The organism is Rhodococcus sp. 5A-K4 (assembly GCF_046097995.1).
GTDB lineage: Bacteria > Actinomycetota > Actinomycetes > Mycobacteriales > Mycobacteriaceae > Rhodococcus_F > Rhodococcus_F erythropolis.
In genome coordinates this window covers 34,724-49,298 of sequence record NZ_JBJURM010000032.1, presented here as the reverse complement: position 1 = coordinate 49,298, position 14,575 = coordinate 34,724, and the positions used below count along the sequence as shown (strand labels likewise).

Genomic DNA, 14,575 nt, shown 5'->3' with positions numbered 1-14,575 from the left:
ATTTTCGAAATCAGGAGAGATTTCCATGTCCGTAAAGATGTTCAGCCCCACAGGTATGCTGCCTAACACCCCGTACCACCATGTGGCCGTCGCGACGGGAACCCGCCAGGTCCACGTGGCCGGCCAGGTGGCACACACCCGAGACGATTCGTCGATTCCCCCAGACCTGGCAGGCCAGGTGTCCCAGGCACTCCGCAATGTCGCACACGGATTGGCCGGCGCCGGCGCGGGGTTCCGTGATGTCGTGCGGTTGACTGTCTACGTCACTGACTGGCATCCGGACAAGATCGTGGACTTCATGGCAGGGGTAGAAGCAGTAGCAGAGGAGATAGGCCTGCCAGTGCCGATGCCGCCCGCGTCACTGATCGGGGTGGAAATACTTTTCGAGCCCGATGTTCTCGTAGAGATCGAAGCGATTGCCGTCCTCGACTGACGAAGTACACGCAGAGCCACAGCTTTCGAGTGGATCTTGGATCTGCTGCACAGGTCAACGATTTCACATATCTGTGCAGCAGATCCGCGCGATCAGCACATTTCAGTTGATCTTGATCGTCGCCGCTCGACTTTGCATCAAGGTGAGCAACGGTGCCCCCCGCACAGATTCTCACCACGCCCGGCGCCGAGCTCGATGCGTCGGAGTTCGGTGAACTTCGTCGTGATCCGTAACTCGAAAGTCCGCTGAGCCCTTCCCTGCGTGTTTGGGTGTGCGTTTTGACCATCGTCATACCGGACGGTGAAAAACGGGCGCCTGGGCGCGACTGACGTGGCGAAATTTCGTACCGAAACGTCCAATTTGGGTGTCCGTTGAATCTGTCCGTTATGGCATAGGCTCTAGTGGACAATTCGTGTTCGGCAGTGGGAGTGGCGTGAAAATCGGGTATGCGCGGTGCAGTACGGTCCGGCAGGACACGGCGGTTCAGGTGGATCTTCTGGTGAAGGCCGGTGTGGATCGTGACATGGTCTATGTCGATCATGGTGTCAGTGGCCGGCAGGCTCGTCGGCCGGGTTTGGATAATGCGATCAACGCGGCTCGGGCCGGCGACGTGTTTTGTGTGACGAAGCTCGATCGGCTGTCTCGCTCGGCGAAGGATTTGCATGAGACGGTGGAGCGGATCGCGGAGAAGGGTGTGTCGCTGTCGATTGATGGTCAGGTGTATGACCCGGCTGATCCGATGGGGAAGATGTTCATTGGCATTCTTGCGTTGATGGCGGAGTTCGAGTCGGATCTGATTCGTTCGCGCACGCGTGATGCTGTTGCCGCCGCGACGGCTGCTGGGAAGATGAAAGGTAGGCCGCACAAGCTTTCGCCCGAGGAGCGTGCGTACCTACTGCAAATTTATGAAACGGGCCAGTTCAAGATCGAAACACTATGTAAGAACACGGGTTTGAAGCGTTCGTCGCTGTATACCAATATTGCGCTTGCGCGGATCGAGCGGGAAGCTAGCGACCGGACCCCTCGGGTCGAGAACTGAGCTCGAAAGTGGGATCCGGCCACTAGGTCAATGGTGCAGATGTTGTCGGTCTAGTTGCGCCTTAAGCGATTTCGGTGCCCGTAGTTGGATCAGGCGGGCGTGAGTGCATTGCGCAGCTGTGCTGTTACCGCGTCTTCGATGCGGGTTGCGAGGTCGATGTCTTCTCGCAGGGTTGCTGATGCGTTGACTGCTCCGATGGTGCCGGCGCATAGGTTCCATGCGAGTCGGTGTGTGGTGGGGGTGTCGGTGAGTTCTCCGTCGGTGATGGAGGTTTCGATGATGTCGCTGATGGCGTCGACCCAGTGCGCGAAGGCTGCGCCGTTGTCGATGGTGGGTTCGAGGGTGAGTTTCATTCCGGCGCGCAGGTTGGTGTTCTCGGCGATTTGATGTGCGAGGGACGTGAAGATCACTGTCAGCTTCTCCCCTGCTGTGGTGCTCGGGCCGGTGGCTATTGCTTCGCTGATGGATTCGTTGACGGTGCGGTTCCAGTCAGCGATGAGGCTCCCTGCGATGGCTTCCTTGGACGGGAAGTGGAAGTAGATGGCGCCCTTGGTGAATGCGCCGGTAGCAAGGATGGTGTTGATGCTGCTGGCGCCGTATCCGTCGGTGTCGAAGTGTTGTGCGGCTACTGAGACGATTGCTTCTCGTGTTCGCACTGCTCGGGCTTGTGTGGTGCGTGCGGTGCTGCCGGTGGGGCGGCCGATGTGGGGCCGAATAGTATTGCTCATGGTCACAGGTGCTTTCTGTGGCTTGGTCCTGGTGGTGTTGCTGCACTGCCAGGACCTCTGTTGTTTTTGAGGGTGGGGCTGCTGAGGCGCGGGGCCTCGCCGGTGTCAGTGTGCTGCTGCGAGTTCGCGGTCGGTGGTGTGTTCGACGGTGTTCTCGGCGGTTCGGAGGTCGGGCAGTGGGGGGCTGTCGAATCCTGCTGCGCGGGCCGCGTTATCGAACTGGCGGTAGCGGCGCCATGCGGTCGATAGGGCGACAGGTGGGTCGCATAGTGCGGCGATCGCTTCCCAGGTGAGGTTCTGGTGCTCGAGTTTGAGCTGTGCGGCTTCTTTCACGGTTTCGGGCAGCTCCGAGTTTGCGATGAATTTCTTCAAGGCTCGGAGGTTTTGTGTCGGTGTGGTTTTCGTTTCGGTTGTTGTTGCTTCGCCGCTGCTGATCGTCTCGAAAGCGGGTGCAATGTCGGCGCTAGGCTTTTCGTCGCTGCTGTCGGTTGTCTCGAAATCGGCTGCAATGCCGACGCCCGTGTTTGCATCGTCGTGGATCGGGGCGACGGTCGTTGTCGGTCGTGCGAGACGGCTTAGTAGCCACCATGCCGCGGCTGTGGCCGTGCCTGCGCAGGCCGCCTGGATGGGTCCTTGGACCGTCAACAGCGCCAAGGTTGCGAGTGCCCCGGTGCCCGCGACTGCGTTTCGGTTCGATGTGGATGCAAGGACAGCATGGAAGCTGTGGTGGGCGTCGACCTGGGTCTTTGCGGCGCTCGGCTCGGCTTCCGTGGCGACGTCGACGGCTGGTGCTGCGCTTTCCGTTGGTGCAGCGCTTTCCGCTGGTGCAACAGGTTGGGGATTCTGGGCATGGGAATCGACGAGCTCTCGGTATGCGGCGTAGGCGATCCCGACTGCCTTCACGAGGACTGTGATGCCGTGAGTGAACGCGAGGACCAAGGCCGGCGGGATGATCGCAAGGGCAGCTGCAATGGTAGGTGCGAGTGGAATGAACCCGAGGTCTCCCCCACTTTCGGTGAACTCTCTGGCGTCGACTGCTGCGTTGTAAGCGTGGAAGGCGTTGCCCAGGATGCTGATTACGACGACGCTGACTGCGAGGGCGATGTAGAAGCCTCTGTCGCGTCTGTTCATTTTGAGTTTGCTGATGATGACGATGGCGATAGTGGAGCCGAGAATTGCACTGTCGACGATCGCAGGGAAGATCCAGGTCAGGTTTTCGGGGATCAGTGCTTGCCTTGCGAGGTCGCGTTGCACAGCGAAGGAAAGTACGAATGCGCCGGTAGTGATGCCGAGTGCGATGACGATCGCGAGTGCGAGTGCGGCAAGCAATGCGCCTAGCTGGATGCGGGCAGCCCGGAGGCTAAAGTCGTTCATGATCGGGTTTTTTCCTTCCAAGGGTTCCCGGTCTGGGGCCTCGCCGGGTTGCCTCCCGGTGGGGCTCCTTTCAGCTTTCACGTATATCCGCATCTACGGATATACGTAAATAAGAAATAGAGTCAACGTCGAGCGAGAACGTCACGTTTCACCCGGTTACTGAGGGTTTCGTCGGCCAACAGACGTTCAACCAAGACGACAAGAATCTCCTGGGCAGTCACTCGAGCAACTCCCAAGTCTCTGGCTGCTGCGCGTTGCCAATCTCCGAGCCTGTCGTTCTGGTCCGGTGACAAGTCCACGTTCTTGCGCACACTTCGCTGCAAGGGTGGAACGACGTTTTGCTCGCGTTTCTTCGTTGCAGTCTGAGGGCTTTCCATCGCAACGGACTGTTCCCGTTCAGGGATCACGTCAGGCGTTGGTTCTGGAACCCTCTTCGCTGCACTTTGTGCCCTCTCGGCGCTTGCGCGTATCCGATCCTTGGCGTTGCTCATGCCGCATCCTCGTTTCCGATTTCCAAAAGCTCTTCTACTGCATCGCCGTAGGCGGTGTTTGCTGCGTTGTCGATCGGGAGGCCGAATGCCTGAGCGAACTGTTCGCGCCGGCCGACTGTCGCCCTGAGTACGTGATCGCCGGCCTCCGTGATCATTTCGCGGAACACATCAGTGGAACTGGCGTTCGGGATGGTGCGAGTGAGGAGCACCGCGAAGATCGGATCTGCTGTCCCATCGCCTCGCAGATCATTTGCCTCTTCGAGTAGTTCGCGCACCGCGGGCAGTCTGGCGAATTCCATGGTGGTGGGCGCGAGCGGGCAGATGACATGAGTTGCAATCCGCATCGATGAGAGCACGATTCCCCGCTGTTCCTTCATGGGTGGCGTGTCGATCACGACGGCGTCGTATTTGTTGTTGGCGATGCCGGGTAGCTGCTTGTGCAGATTGTTCACCGGCATACCGATTACGGGGAAGGGCCAATCCCCCAGCGTTTGCCAGCTCAGCAGCGATTCGTTCTCCCCGTCCGCATCCACGCCCAGTACGTTCAGGCCGGCCTCGTGCAATGCGTGCAACAGGTAGGCCGCCGTAGTGGTCTTGGTTGAACCTCCTTTGAGGTTCGTAACCGTAAATACAAGCATTTGCACTCCTTCCGAGTGGTTGCAGCAGAACCCCGAACCGTTTCACGGGGCGCTGCGTTCAAGTTGTCGAAATCGAAGACTGGCGGTGCGACACATTGCTGCGGAAACGCTGATATACGGAGATGCGTGTATCCGCAATTCCGTAGATGCGGAGCTGCGGAGCTGCGGATTTCAGCGTACACGACTTTCCGCATAATCGCATTTACGGATTTCCGTATTTGCGTATGTCCGCGCAAAATCATTGAAAGGTATCTCGGAACCCTAGATCGCGCCTGGCCCTTTGCGGCCCAACTGCCGGGGCGAATACGCGGGTCGAAGCAAGTTTCGATCGCCACGGGCAAGCACATACCCGTATATACGGAACTCCGTATATACGTCTGCAAAATGCCTGTTCAAAGGAGTTTTTCAGATTGATCGGGGCAGTGCGGATTGTCAGGAAAGCTACAGACTTCGCGCAGAGGACAAGGGCAATTCAGCTTCTCTTGGGGACGAACTTTGAGAGTGCAAAGTTCGAGAAACCAGTCTCCAGTCGACCTTTGCGTTCATCGCGCATTTTGCGCCGTGGCGGCCTCCGCTCGGAAACTGATGCAAGACTGTCCACCATGTCTTCCGACAAGTGCCCGTACCCGAGCAGTGAGACACCGACCGATGAGGTCGCGGTGAAGCCTGCCCTCGAGTTTGAGTCGATCCCCTCGCCGGCCTGGAGGCTGCCTGGATTGGGGGACTTGCTCAGCGTCGACTCGGTGAAGCCGGTCCAGAAGGAAATGGTCATGGCTTCGAGGCTGGGGCCGATCTTCGAGCGCAAAATCATCAATCACCGACTGACCGTGGTCTCGGGTGTGGAGCTGGTCGCAGAGGTCAACAACGAGGCTTTGTGGGCGAAATCGGTGGGTCTGCCGATCCGCAAGCTGCGTGCAGTCGCGGAAGACGGCCTTTTCACCGCTTTCAACTCCGAACCCAACTGGCAGAAAGCTCACAACATCCTCAACGCCGGGTTCAGCCAGGCAGCGTTGCGCAAGTACCACCCGTCGATGCTGAGAGCATTGGACGGACTCACGTCCTCGTGGGATGCGGCCGCGGCCGCCGGCGGAAAGATCGATGCCACCACTGATGCGAACAAGCTCGCCTTGGACGTGATCGGACTGGCTGGCTTCGGCTATGACTTCGCGTCGTTCGATGGCGATGAGCACCCGTTCGTCGGTGCTATGTCGAGGGTTCTCGAGCACGTGAACCGCACCTCCAACGACATTCCGTTCCTGCGTAAATTGCGCGGAAACGGCGCTGACCTGCAATACGAGAAGGACATCGCGTTTGTTCGGACGGTCGTCGACGATGTGATTGCCGAGCGTCAGGCCAAGCCGGGGGAGCATCAGGACGATTTGCTCGACCTGATGCTCAACAACACCGACGAAGAGACGGGGGAGAAGCTGGACCCGGTGAACATTCGGAACCAGGTCCTGACGTTTTTGGTCGCTGGCAACGAGACAACCGCCGGCACTATCGCCTTCGCGCTGTACTTCCTGGCTCGGCATCCCGAGATCGCTGACGCTGCTCGTGCGGAGGTCGCAGACATCACTGGTGGTGAAACACCGGCCTTCGAAGACGTCGCCAAAATGCGGTACCTACGCCGAGTCGTCGACGAGACGCTGCGCTTGTGGCCGAGCGCTCCGGGATACTTCCGCAAGGTCCGAACCGACACGACTCTGGGTGGTCGCTACGCGATGCCGAAGGGATCGTGGGTATTCGTGCTCCTCCCGCAGCTGCACCGCGACCCGGTGTGGGGTGAGGATCCAGAATCCTTCGATCCGGACCGCTTCAAACCTGAGAATGTGAAGAAACGCCCAGCTCACGCCTACCGACCTTTCGGAACAGGACCAAGGTCCTGCATCGGTCGGCAGTTCGCTTTGCACGAAGCGGTCCTGTCGCTGGCAACGATATTGCAGCGCTACAGCTTTCAGTCGGATCCGGAATACAAGTTGGACGTCCGAGAAGCGCTGACGCTCAAGCCGGTCGGGCTTGAGCTCTCCTTGCAACGTCTGTAACGCCGAGTACGCTACTGGCCGGTAGTCTGCCGAGTTGCCGTAATTGTCCGGGTCTTCCCGGGTGGGGCAGCTCCCGCGGGGGCGGGGGGCAGCGGTAAGCGAGGTGTCTGTGAACGAGTGGCATTTGATCGAAACGCTTGGCAAGAGTCCAACCGTCGTCAGCGTCGGTGGCAACGTCAAGAACTGGGCAACCACCAAACGGCTCTCACCGAGCGTGGACGTTCGGCTCGACCCGATCATCGACCAGGTTCGAAGCAGCGGAACCAAGATCGTCCTGCCGGCCCTCGACAGCGCCCGAGACAAGCGGAGCTACCGGATCGAATGCCTGCCTGTTCTCGGCCCGACAGGCAAGGTTCACGCTGTTCAGCTGTGGATCGGCGACCCCGACGTCACGCCGACACCGCCGCGAATCGTTTCCGGGTTCTCCTGGCTGCTCGATCGCTTCGTCATCGCGCAAACCCTCGAAGCTGCGCTGATGTCGGGAGTTAAGCCCGAGGATCACGTTCCGGAGCGCACGCCTGCGGAGTATTACGCGAAGGCGATCAAATTCGACGATTCGGAGGCCATGCTCGCGGCCGGCCTCAATCCGGTCGACGATCAGACCTTCGACGCCGATATGAGTGTCCTGCACGCCGACGGCCGCGTGATGCGTTGGCATATGTGGGTGCGGGGGTGTGTGGAGGAAGGCGAGCGCGGGTTGCGGTTGCTCTGGCACGACGTGACCGATACGACGCCGCCGCGCCGGCCGACACTCGCTGAGTTGGGGTTGCAGGAGAGTGTGAAGGATTCGGGCATCTACACGGCCGTGTTCTGCACACAGACCGCCGTGTTGGCGTTGTGGTTGCCCGAACCAGCGCCGTGGGTGAAGTGGCGCGACATACCTGGCGCGAACCAGGTCATCCACGCTGACGATCGACATCTGTTGTCTTCGGCCCAGGACAAGTTCAATCTGGGTTCGACCGATCCGGTCCACGTCGTGGCACGTCTTCGTACTGAAAATGATGATTGGCGTCCGTCGACTTTGCGGATCAGCCCGTACCCAGGACCTTTGACCGAGCGGTTGGCGATCGTGCAGATTTCTCCGCTCACTGAAAGCTGATCGCGGCTGCTCACTGTGGTCCGAGGTCGCGCAAATGCGTGATCCACACAGGCTGCGCGGCGTTCTCACGAGCTGAGGTATCCACTTTGCGGCGGCGAGCCGTGTCGGCTGCTCGGCGAGCAACGAAACGCGCTGCTTGGCGGCCGGGGGAGTCCTCGGGCGCGGCCCATGCGTAGCGTTCTCGCTCCATCTCGAACGCCGCAGACTGGCGTTCACGTTCAGCTTTCTCCTGGTCAGCGGCGATCTGAGCGAGAACATGCGGCGCGAAGGCCAGATCCTGCTGCTTCATGAGCCAACGGATGAATGCGATGGGGTGTTTCGGGGTCGGAACCATGTTCTGGGCGTTCGCCCAGGCGTCGATCGTGTCGTTCAGATCCGCTGCCGTCCAACCGTGCGCGGCTAGTTCGGTCAGTGCCGATGCCCACCCTCGGGGGGTGTGCCGCCGCGCCCAGACCGGCGTTCGCGAATTGCTGAGCCACTTGGATGCAAGCAACAGGCCCTTCCGGATGGCTTCGACCTTCTCGACCTCAGCTTTGGACTCCTTGCGCCGCGGAGCGGCTCGTTTATTCACAGATCGTTTTGTATTAAGAACCTCTCTACGAGAGGGAAGAGATAAAAGATGACCCCTACGGGGATGGGGTGCCATCTTTATAGATCCGTCCACGTAGACACGGGTTTTATCCACAGGCTTGCGCGGGTGAAGTGCCCAGACTGAGGCCCATCCTCGGCCCTTGTCGCCCACCCGGTATGAACCCTGTCGTTCACCCTTCTTCCTACGAAGCCGTCCACGGAAGACCTCGGTGGCCACTCGAAGCAGTTTCAGGGCATGACGGGCACGCTGCACGGTTCTCTCACCCTTGCCCGTGCGTTCGATGGTCTTATCGAGAGACAAACGTGATTCACGGCCAGTGTCGAACTCAGCGACTGACGCCATGACTGTGGCGACAGCTAGGAGAGTCTTGAGGCTGATTCCGCCGCCTGTCGTTTTGACCAGGGCGGGGCGAATGTTTTTGTATTCGGCCGTATATGCCTCGCGGACAGCGATTTCCACCCAGTGCTGAGCGCCCTGCCAGATGGGGATGCCGTTGTATGCGCCGTCGCCGAGGTCGAGCCGCATCTGGCAGTACCGCCGGCACGCTTCTTTCGGCCCGCCAAGGGCCTTGATGAACATCGGTGTGAGCGATTGGCACTGATGCCCGCGTACGTGCCCGCGGACTGTGCGGGGTGCGCGGGCTGTGCCGTACCGGCGACGCGTGGGGCTGCTCCCGCAGTACGGGCGTTGTTCGGATGTGGGCGCGTGCTTCATCACCAAGACACGCGAAAAATCAGTTATTGAATCTGCAACAGGGCGCGATGTACCCTGAGACCAGTCCTCCAAGACTGTCCCTTCGGGGAAGCGCAGTACCACCGAGAGCGCGAGTTACCAGCTCAACCTCTCACCCACTTCGAAACCCTCGGCCTGCCCGCCGGGGGATTTTCGATTTCTAGGGGGTTCGTGCTACTGCAAAGCGTGTGAAATTGTCACGTATTCTCCTGCCGGAGAAGGGGTTTCGCTACGCAGTCAGCGGCAGAACCTCCTCACGGTGCAGCTTCTGATCGAGTCCAAGATCGAACAGGATTCCCTGGTCAAGCTCGACCACGAGTTCAGAGTGACCAGTTACCAGTGCCAAGACATCGGCTACGAGTTGGCTCTCCGAACTGACACCCGTCTTGGCCCGAAGCTCTTCGAGCGCCTGGGCCACGTCCACAGGAAGGCGTGTCGACACGCGAGTGCGATTGCCTTTACTTGGGTTAGGCATATGCCTCTCCTTTCGATCCTGCGCCTGAACGTGCGCCAGGTTCACCGCCATCTTGCGCCAAGTTGGCGGTTTCGTTCGCGTGACACGCCGCACTGAATGTTAGATCACCGAAATAATGCCGCGGGAGCGTGATTTTGTTGCGTGATTTATTACTTAGATCTTGCGCGTGTCTCGCGTGTCTCACGGCCACGTTCCCAAACTTCGACCACCTGCGCCGTCTCGACGTTGTAAAGCTCCGCAATCGCGGAGACACGCTGGTCATTAACCGGTTTCATGCCCTTTTCGATCTCGGCAAGAGAGGTGGGCGAGATTCCAAGACGTTCGGCAGCTTGGATTTGAGTTAGGCCGGCACGCACCCGAAGGTCACCCATGCGCAATCTGTTGTCCGGAATCGGAACCAACACACTGATCGACACGTCGAGCTCCTGTGCAATCTGCTTGAGCACCGGGGGAGCTGGCGTGGAACGCCCCGTCTCCCAATGGGAAACGGACTGACGGCTGGACCCTATTCGCACAGACAAATCGTCTGGCGTCAGCCCCGCTTTGACACGCAACTCACGGAGCCTGTCGGCCCGAAAGCCGCGCACTCCACTCCGTGGCACTTCATCAACTCCTGGGGTCAGATCGCCTGCTCGCTCGCTCATTCTTGCGCCTCCCTGGAGTGGTACCCGCCACTAGCCCGCGTCATCGTTGCGTGTTATTGTTGACAGCAATGCTAGCGCGGAGCGTCAGTGAGCGTAGCGAGGATCGAGGTGAAGGCGCGTGTATAAGTTGCACAAACCAGCCGGTTTGCAATACGCTTCGAGTGCGCTCCCACCCGGGGGTTTCCTGGATCTTGTCGAGGTCGGTTCCAGATGCAGCACCACGCAAGTGGCACAGCCTTATTCAGGCGTGCCCACTTTCTCCCGGGCAGGGGCAGGCATCTTGACTATTTTTCTCACACAGAGCGGCATTCGACCTGCTCGTGACACTCGACTGAACGACGAATACCGGCCAGATACGAATCGGGCCGGTCCTTGTCATGCAAAAAGCCCCAGAGACGGATTTGTGATTGGCGTCGCTCTCCGCCTCCGGGGTCCCTTTCAGCCCACGGTGCAGCACGCACATGGGCGTCCAGACCGCAGGGCACCAAGCCTAGGCGATCTGGTTGAAACCGCAACCAGCGCCTGGAGGCCGCCGTGGGTATCAGTCCTGCGCAAATCAGCTACCGCCCTGGGTTAACCCCAGCGACTCCCGAGTCTCCTGGTTTAGCTCTGGGTGACCGCAGAGCTTCCGAATGCCTTGCTACGAAACCAAACTCGGCCATTCGCCCAGCGCCCCACCATGCGCTGTCCGGCGACGTGGACCGTAACGCACCCACCCCGCTTCTCCTGCCCGGGAAGCGGGTGGGTGCACCTTTTCGTGCACGCTGCCTTCCTCTATTCGCCAACGTCGTCCACTGCATGGGGCGCAGTCCGGGCAGCGTTTGTATGAGCGTTCCGATTCCCGGCTTCTTCCGCCGGTGCCCACTCGGACACACCCAACTCCCGACCGCGTCCAGCTTCTTCAAACGCTTCGCGGCCGCGGCGTGATCTCTGCCGCGCATCAGCTTCCCGGTACGTCCTACCGGGATTAATGGCCCCGAGATCACAACTCTCGCGGCCGGCCCGTCCACGAATCCACCTAAGTGTTTGCAAAACAACACGATTGAAGGGATGTCATGAAGCAGTTCAAGAAACCACGGTCCGGTGGTCGTCATCGGTCACCGTCAACGGGTGCGGTCGCAGCCGTGACGTTGGCGGCGATGGTCGGAGCCGCCTTCGTCAATGCCGGAGTTGCGATCGCAGCGCCGACCCAGCCGGGCATTACCGCTCCGTCGCAGCCGGGCATTACGACGCCTCCGCCTGCGTCGGAGCAGCCGGGTATTACTACTGCCCCTGAGGTTCCTGCGCCGACGTCCGATCGCTCGTACTGGACTCCGCCTCCGGCTGAGTACGACAACATTCAGTGGAAGCCCTCGCCGTCGACGCGGCAGTCGTCCCCGAACAATGCAGGGGATAGCAGCGGGAACTATGTAGCGCCGGAGTATTACGGTGACCCGATCGACGTGGGGACACTCCATCTGCCGACCGAAGTCGAGATCATCGCTCCGATCGAAGCACCGCCCGAAATGTTGCAGCTGGGTGATTACGTCGGGCCGAAGCCCAATTGGTTGTCCGACGAGTATCTCGAACGCACCAATAACACTGCATCTGTCGGTGTTTCACAGTTCGCGACATTCTGGTCCAGTGTCGGCGTCGACGTCGATCGTTCACAGCGTGTCTCGGCTGCAACCTTCGGCGGAGCCGCAGCAGGTGCCTTGGCTGCCGGAACCGCAGGGTTCACAGTGGGCGCATTGGGTGGCGGCACAGTGGGCGGTTTGATCGGGGCCGGTATGGGCGGTCTGGTTCCGCTCCCGGCGCCACTGCCGGAAGCGACGACAGGCGTCGTCGGCACCGCGATCGGTGCCGGTGCAGGTGGATTGCTTCTCGGGATTCCCAGTGCCGTGGGCGGCGCTGTGGTGGGCGGTCTGACGGCGGGAGCAATCGGTGCCGGTGACACCGATGCCGAGCCTCGCCACATCGACGTGCCGAATCTCCCCGAGCCGGACGCACCTGCGATCACCTCCCAGACCAGTGACGCGCTGGCGGCGCAAGCCCCGCAGATCGCGCAGGTCGTCACCGATGCTGTGGCGTCCGTTCCGCAGATCACCGAGAACGTCAACGCGCAGCTCACTGCCGCACGTGAAGGTGTCCTCGCTCAGCCCGGTGGCGATCAGGTCATCGCCGCACTCGACAACGCGGCCGTCGAAGCGAATTACGCCTTCGGACCTACCGCCGATCTGATCGGCCAGGCCCTCGGCGCTGCTGCCGCTGGAGCGACCCCCGCGTAATCACTACCGCCGCCGGGGTCGGGGCTTCGGCCCCGGCGGTGTTAGTCGAAGTTCTTTTTCTTTGCACGAGAGGAAATATCGACATGTCAGGTCAGAACTGGTTTCCACCGTTGGACCCGACCGAGTTCGCCGACGAAGTGGACACGGGAGAGCAAACCCCAGACACCGACGTACATTCCGAGCCCGAGTCCGAAAACCCCGATGAGGAATCAGAACCCGACCCCCTACTCGACCATGCCGAAACTGTTGAGAGCGAACCGGTTTCCACCGGCAACGCTCCCTCGGCAGAGGAGACCGTTGTCGCTGCGGTGAGCCGACCCACCCAACACCTCACTCCCACATTCGAACTCGTAGATGAGGACGAGACCGGACCGGCGACCGATCCGATCGCCGGGTCCGTCGGTGTTGTCCGCACGCTCCCGGTCGTCACTCTCGCTGTCAGTGATCTGAATACACAACCGGATTGGGCATCGGAATGGGAGCTGCCGGCCACCGATCCGGAACAGACACCGACCACCCCGGATGCGGGGGAGCGGATCGGTATCCCCGAACCTCTCCCTGGATCCGACCGGGCGCGTGGCCGGAGCCGCCGCACGAAAGCCGCTGTCGGGGGAGCCGCTGCGGCCGTGCTGGCTGTCCTCGTCGGCGGTACCGCAATCGCGCTGGCCTCCGGTTCCGACGAACCGGACGCTCCAGCCTCCCTCGAAGTACCTGGAACCACTACGGCCCCGCCAGCGGCGGGGACGTCTGTCGCCGGGGCGCAGGCCGCCTCGTCCTGGTGCCCGAGCAGCGTCAAGGGTGACGTCATCAGCGGGAATGGCCCTGGCGGTACCGGATCTGGCCCTGATGCGATCCTCGGATTTCAGCACGCCTTCTACGTCGATCGCAATGCGGACAAAGCGCGAGGCTTCGCCACTCCGGAAGCTGCGGCCACCCAACTGGCGACCTTGCAAGCCGGCATCGACGACGGCGTCCCGGTCGGCACCGAGCATTGCGTTCTGATCCGCCCGTCCGGTCAGCCGGGTGTCTTCGCCGTAGAGATGGTCCAAAAAGCCGCGGACGGCGCGATCGTGCGATACGCGCAAACCATCAGCACGACCGTGCGTGACGGAAAGACGCTGATCGCGGCCATCAACGAGAGCGTAGGCACGCCGTGACGTGGGCAGGGGGCTGGCTCGAGGGCGAGCCGACAGAAGACAACGAATCCGACGAGAAGCCGTCGGCACCGGTCGACGACACCGCACCGCCGCTCGTGCCCGGGTCCGAGGCAGAAGCCCCGGTCGATGAAGTGCCCGAGCCAGAAGATGCACTGATTCCGCTGGCACCGCCTTCTGCTGTGCTGATCGCCGGGGTTGCCGGTGGAGTCGGAGCCACCACGACAGCGGTCGGCCTGGCGAGTGCATTGCACACCGAACTCGTCACTGCTGCCGCCGTGGATACGACCCCCGCCGGCGGTGACCTGTCCGAGCGTGGCTGCGGGCGCGAGCTGAACCCCGGCCAATGGGTCTCCGAGCACGGGGTGCTGTGGGGTCGCCGCACGCTCGGGGAACTGAGCGGCGACGCTGCGGCACTCGCTTCCGTTCACTCACTCCTGACCGCGTCCGGTCATTTTCCGATCTACGACGCCGGAAACCCTTTGCGTGCACAGCATCTCGCTCCGCTCCTGGCCGATGCGTCGGTCGTGATCGTCCTGGTGGTGTCCAGTCGCGGCGACTCCGTGAACCGTCTTCCCTCCGTCCTGGAATGGATCGAGAGCACCCTCGGCGCACACACGTTGGCATCGGTCGTCGTGGCCGTCGTCGAGGTCCGTCCCGGTTCGACGCCGGTGGCCGATCACCTCAGTGCCCATATGGCGGGCCGGATCGGAGCGGTGCGCCTGATCGGTCACGACCGGTCGTTGGCCGCAGGAGGACCGATCGCGACCTCGGCGATGGGCAGCGGTGTCGAGCAGGACTTCACCGCTCTCGCCGCCGACGTACGAAACCTCGGTGCAGCCGCGCCGACGCAGTGAACAAACACAT

Annotated in this window: 14 protein-coding genes; 7 read left to right on the top strand and 7 right to left on the bottom strand. The window is 61.2% G+C overall.

Features of this window, described 5'->3' with window-relative positions; translation table 11 throughout:
• Positions 1 to 25 precede the first annotated feature (25 nt).
• Both ACKAMS_RS28800 and ACKAMS_RS28795 read left to right on the top strand, forming a co-directional pair.
• The gene (locus tag ACKAMS_RS28800; RefSeq protein ID WP_408989918.1) at positions 26 to 433 is read left to right on the top strand and encodes a RidA family protein; all 408 of its coding nucleotides are present in this window, start codon (positions 26 to 28) and stop codon (positions 431 to 433) included.
• 412 nt (positions 434 to 845) lie between these two features.
• On the top strand, positions 846 to 1,472 hold the full coding sequence (locus ACKAMS_RS28795) for a recombinase family protein (RefSeq protein ID WP_408989917.1): 627 nt from the start codon (positions 846 to 848) through the stop codon (positions 1,470 to 1,472).
• 89 nt (positions 1,473 to 1,561) lie between these two features.
• Here ACKAMS_RS28795 and ACKAMS_RS28790 read toward each other — a convergent pair whose 3' ends face one another.
• The 4 genes from ACKAMS_RS28790 to ACKAMS_RS28775 all read right to left on the bottom strand — a co-directional run bounded on the left by ACKAMS_RS28790 (position 1,562) and on the right by ACKAMS_RS28775 (position 4,703).
• Positions 1,562 to 2,200, bottom strand: coding sequence for a TetR family transcriptional regulator (locus ACKAMS_RS28790; RefSeq protein ID WP_408989916.1), 639 nt, complete (start codon positions 2,198 to 2,200; stop codon positions 1,562 to 1,564).
• A 105-nt stretch (positions 2,201 to 2,305) separates the two neighbouring features.
• On the bottom strand, positions 2,306 to 3,574 hold the full coding sequence (locus ACKAMS_RS28785; RefSeq protein WP_063892175.1) for a DUF2637 domain-containing protein: 1,269 nt from the start codon (positions 3,572 to 3,574) through the stop codon (positions 2,306 to 2,308).
• A gap of 122 nt (positions 3,575 to 3,696) precedes the next feature.
• Positions 3,697 to 4,065 carry a hypothetical protein gene (locus tag ACKAMS_RS28780; RefSeq protein WP_235808513.1) on the bottom strand — a complete coding sequence of 123 codons (369 nt, stop codon included), beginning with the start codon at positions 4,063 to 4,065 and terminating at the stop codon, positions 3,697 to 3,699.
• On the bottom strand, positions 4,062 to 4,703 hold the full coding sequence (locus tag ACKAMS_RS28775) for a ParA family protein (RefSeq protein ID WP_058228272.1): 642 nt from the start codon (positions 4,701 to 4,703) through the stop codon (positions 4,062 to 4,064). Before ACKAMS_RS28775 ends, ACKAMS_RS28780 begins: the two co-directional genes overlap by 4 nt.
• Before the next feature lie 602 nt (positions 4,704 to 5,305).
• Between ACKAMS_RS28775 and ACKAMS_RS28770 the strand changes: the two genes are divergently transcribed.
• Positions 5,306 to 6,745: a cytochrome P450 gene (locus ACKAMS_RS28770; RefSeq protein ID WP_206029853.1), complete on the top strand. Its 1,440-nt coding sequence runs from the start codon at positions 5,306 to 5,308 to the stop codon at positions 6,743 to 6,745.
• 109 nt (positions 6,746 to 6,854) lie between these two features.
• The gene (locus tag ACKAMS_RS28765; protein ID WP_166813039.1) at positions 6,855 to 7,844 is read left to right on the top strand and encodes a GAF domain-containing protein; all 990 of its coding nucleotides are present in this window, start codon (positions 6,855 to 6,857) and stop codon (positions 7,842 to 7,844) included.
• A 10-nt stretch (positions 7,845 to 7,854) separates the two neighbouring features.
• Here the strand turns inward: ACKAMS_RS28765 and ACKAMS_RS28760 are convergent, their stop codons facing one another.
• From ACKAMS_RS28760 to ACKAMS_RS28750, 3 genes are all read right to left on the bottom strand, one after another.
• Positions 7,855 to 9,150, bottom strand: a complete 1,296-nt coding sequence (locus ACKAMS_RS28760; RefSeq protein ID WP_166813094.1) for a replication protein — start codon at positions 9,148 to 9,150, stop codon at positions 7,855 to 7,857.
• A 247-nt stretch (positions 9,151 to 9,397) separates the two neighbouring features.
• Positions 9,398 to 9,643: a hypothetical protein gene (locus ACKAMS_RS28755; protein WP_206029854.1), complete on the bottom strand. Its 246-nt coding sequence runs from the start codon at positions 9,641 to 9,643 to the stop codon at positions 9,398 to 9,400.
• A 149-nt stretch (positions 9,644 to 9,792) separates the two neighbouring features.
• The gene (locus ACKAMS_RS28750; RefSeq protein ID WP_074447145.1) at positions 9,793 to 10,287 is read right to left on the bottom strand and encodes a helix-turn-helix transcriptional regulator; all 495 of its coding nucleotides are present in this window, start codon (positions 10,285 to 10,287) and stop codon (positions 9,793 to 9,795) included.
• Positions 10,288 to 11,342: 1,055 nt separating this feature from the next.
• Here ACKAMS_RS28750 and ACKAMS_RS28745 point away from each other — a divergent pair.
• The 3 genes from ACKAMS_RS28745 to ACKAMS_RS28735 all read left to right on the top strand — a co-directional run bounded on the left by ACKAMS_RS28745 (position 11,343) and on the right by ACKAMS_RS28735 (position 14,565).
• Positions 11,343 to 12,554, top strand: coding sequence for an insoluble domain protein (locus tag ACKAMS_RS28745; protein ID WP_166813041.1), 1,212 nt, complete (start codon positions 11,343 to 11,345; stop codon positions 12,552 to 12,554).
• Between the two features lie 83 nt (positions 12,555 to 12,637).
• Complete coding sequence (locus ACKAMS_RS28740; protein ID WP_166813043.1) at positions 12,638 to 13,711, top strand: hypothetical protein; 1,074 nt, start codon at positions 12,638 to 12,640, stop codon at positions 13,709 to 13,711.
• Positions 13,708 to 14,565 carry a hypothetical protein gene (locus ACKAMS_RS28735; protein ID WP_166813045.1) on the top strand — a complete coding sequence of 286 codons (858 nt, stop codon included), beginning with the start codon at positions 13,708 to 13,710 and terminating at the stop codon, positions 14,563 to 14,565. The genes ACKAMS_RS28740 and ACKAMS_RS28735 overlap by 4 nt, the downstream gene beginning before the upstream one ends.
• Positions 14,566 to 14,575 lie beyond the last annotated feature (10 nt).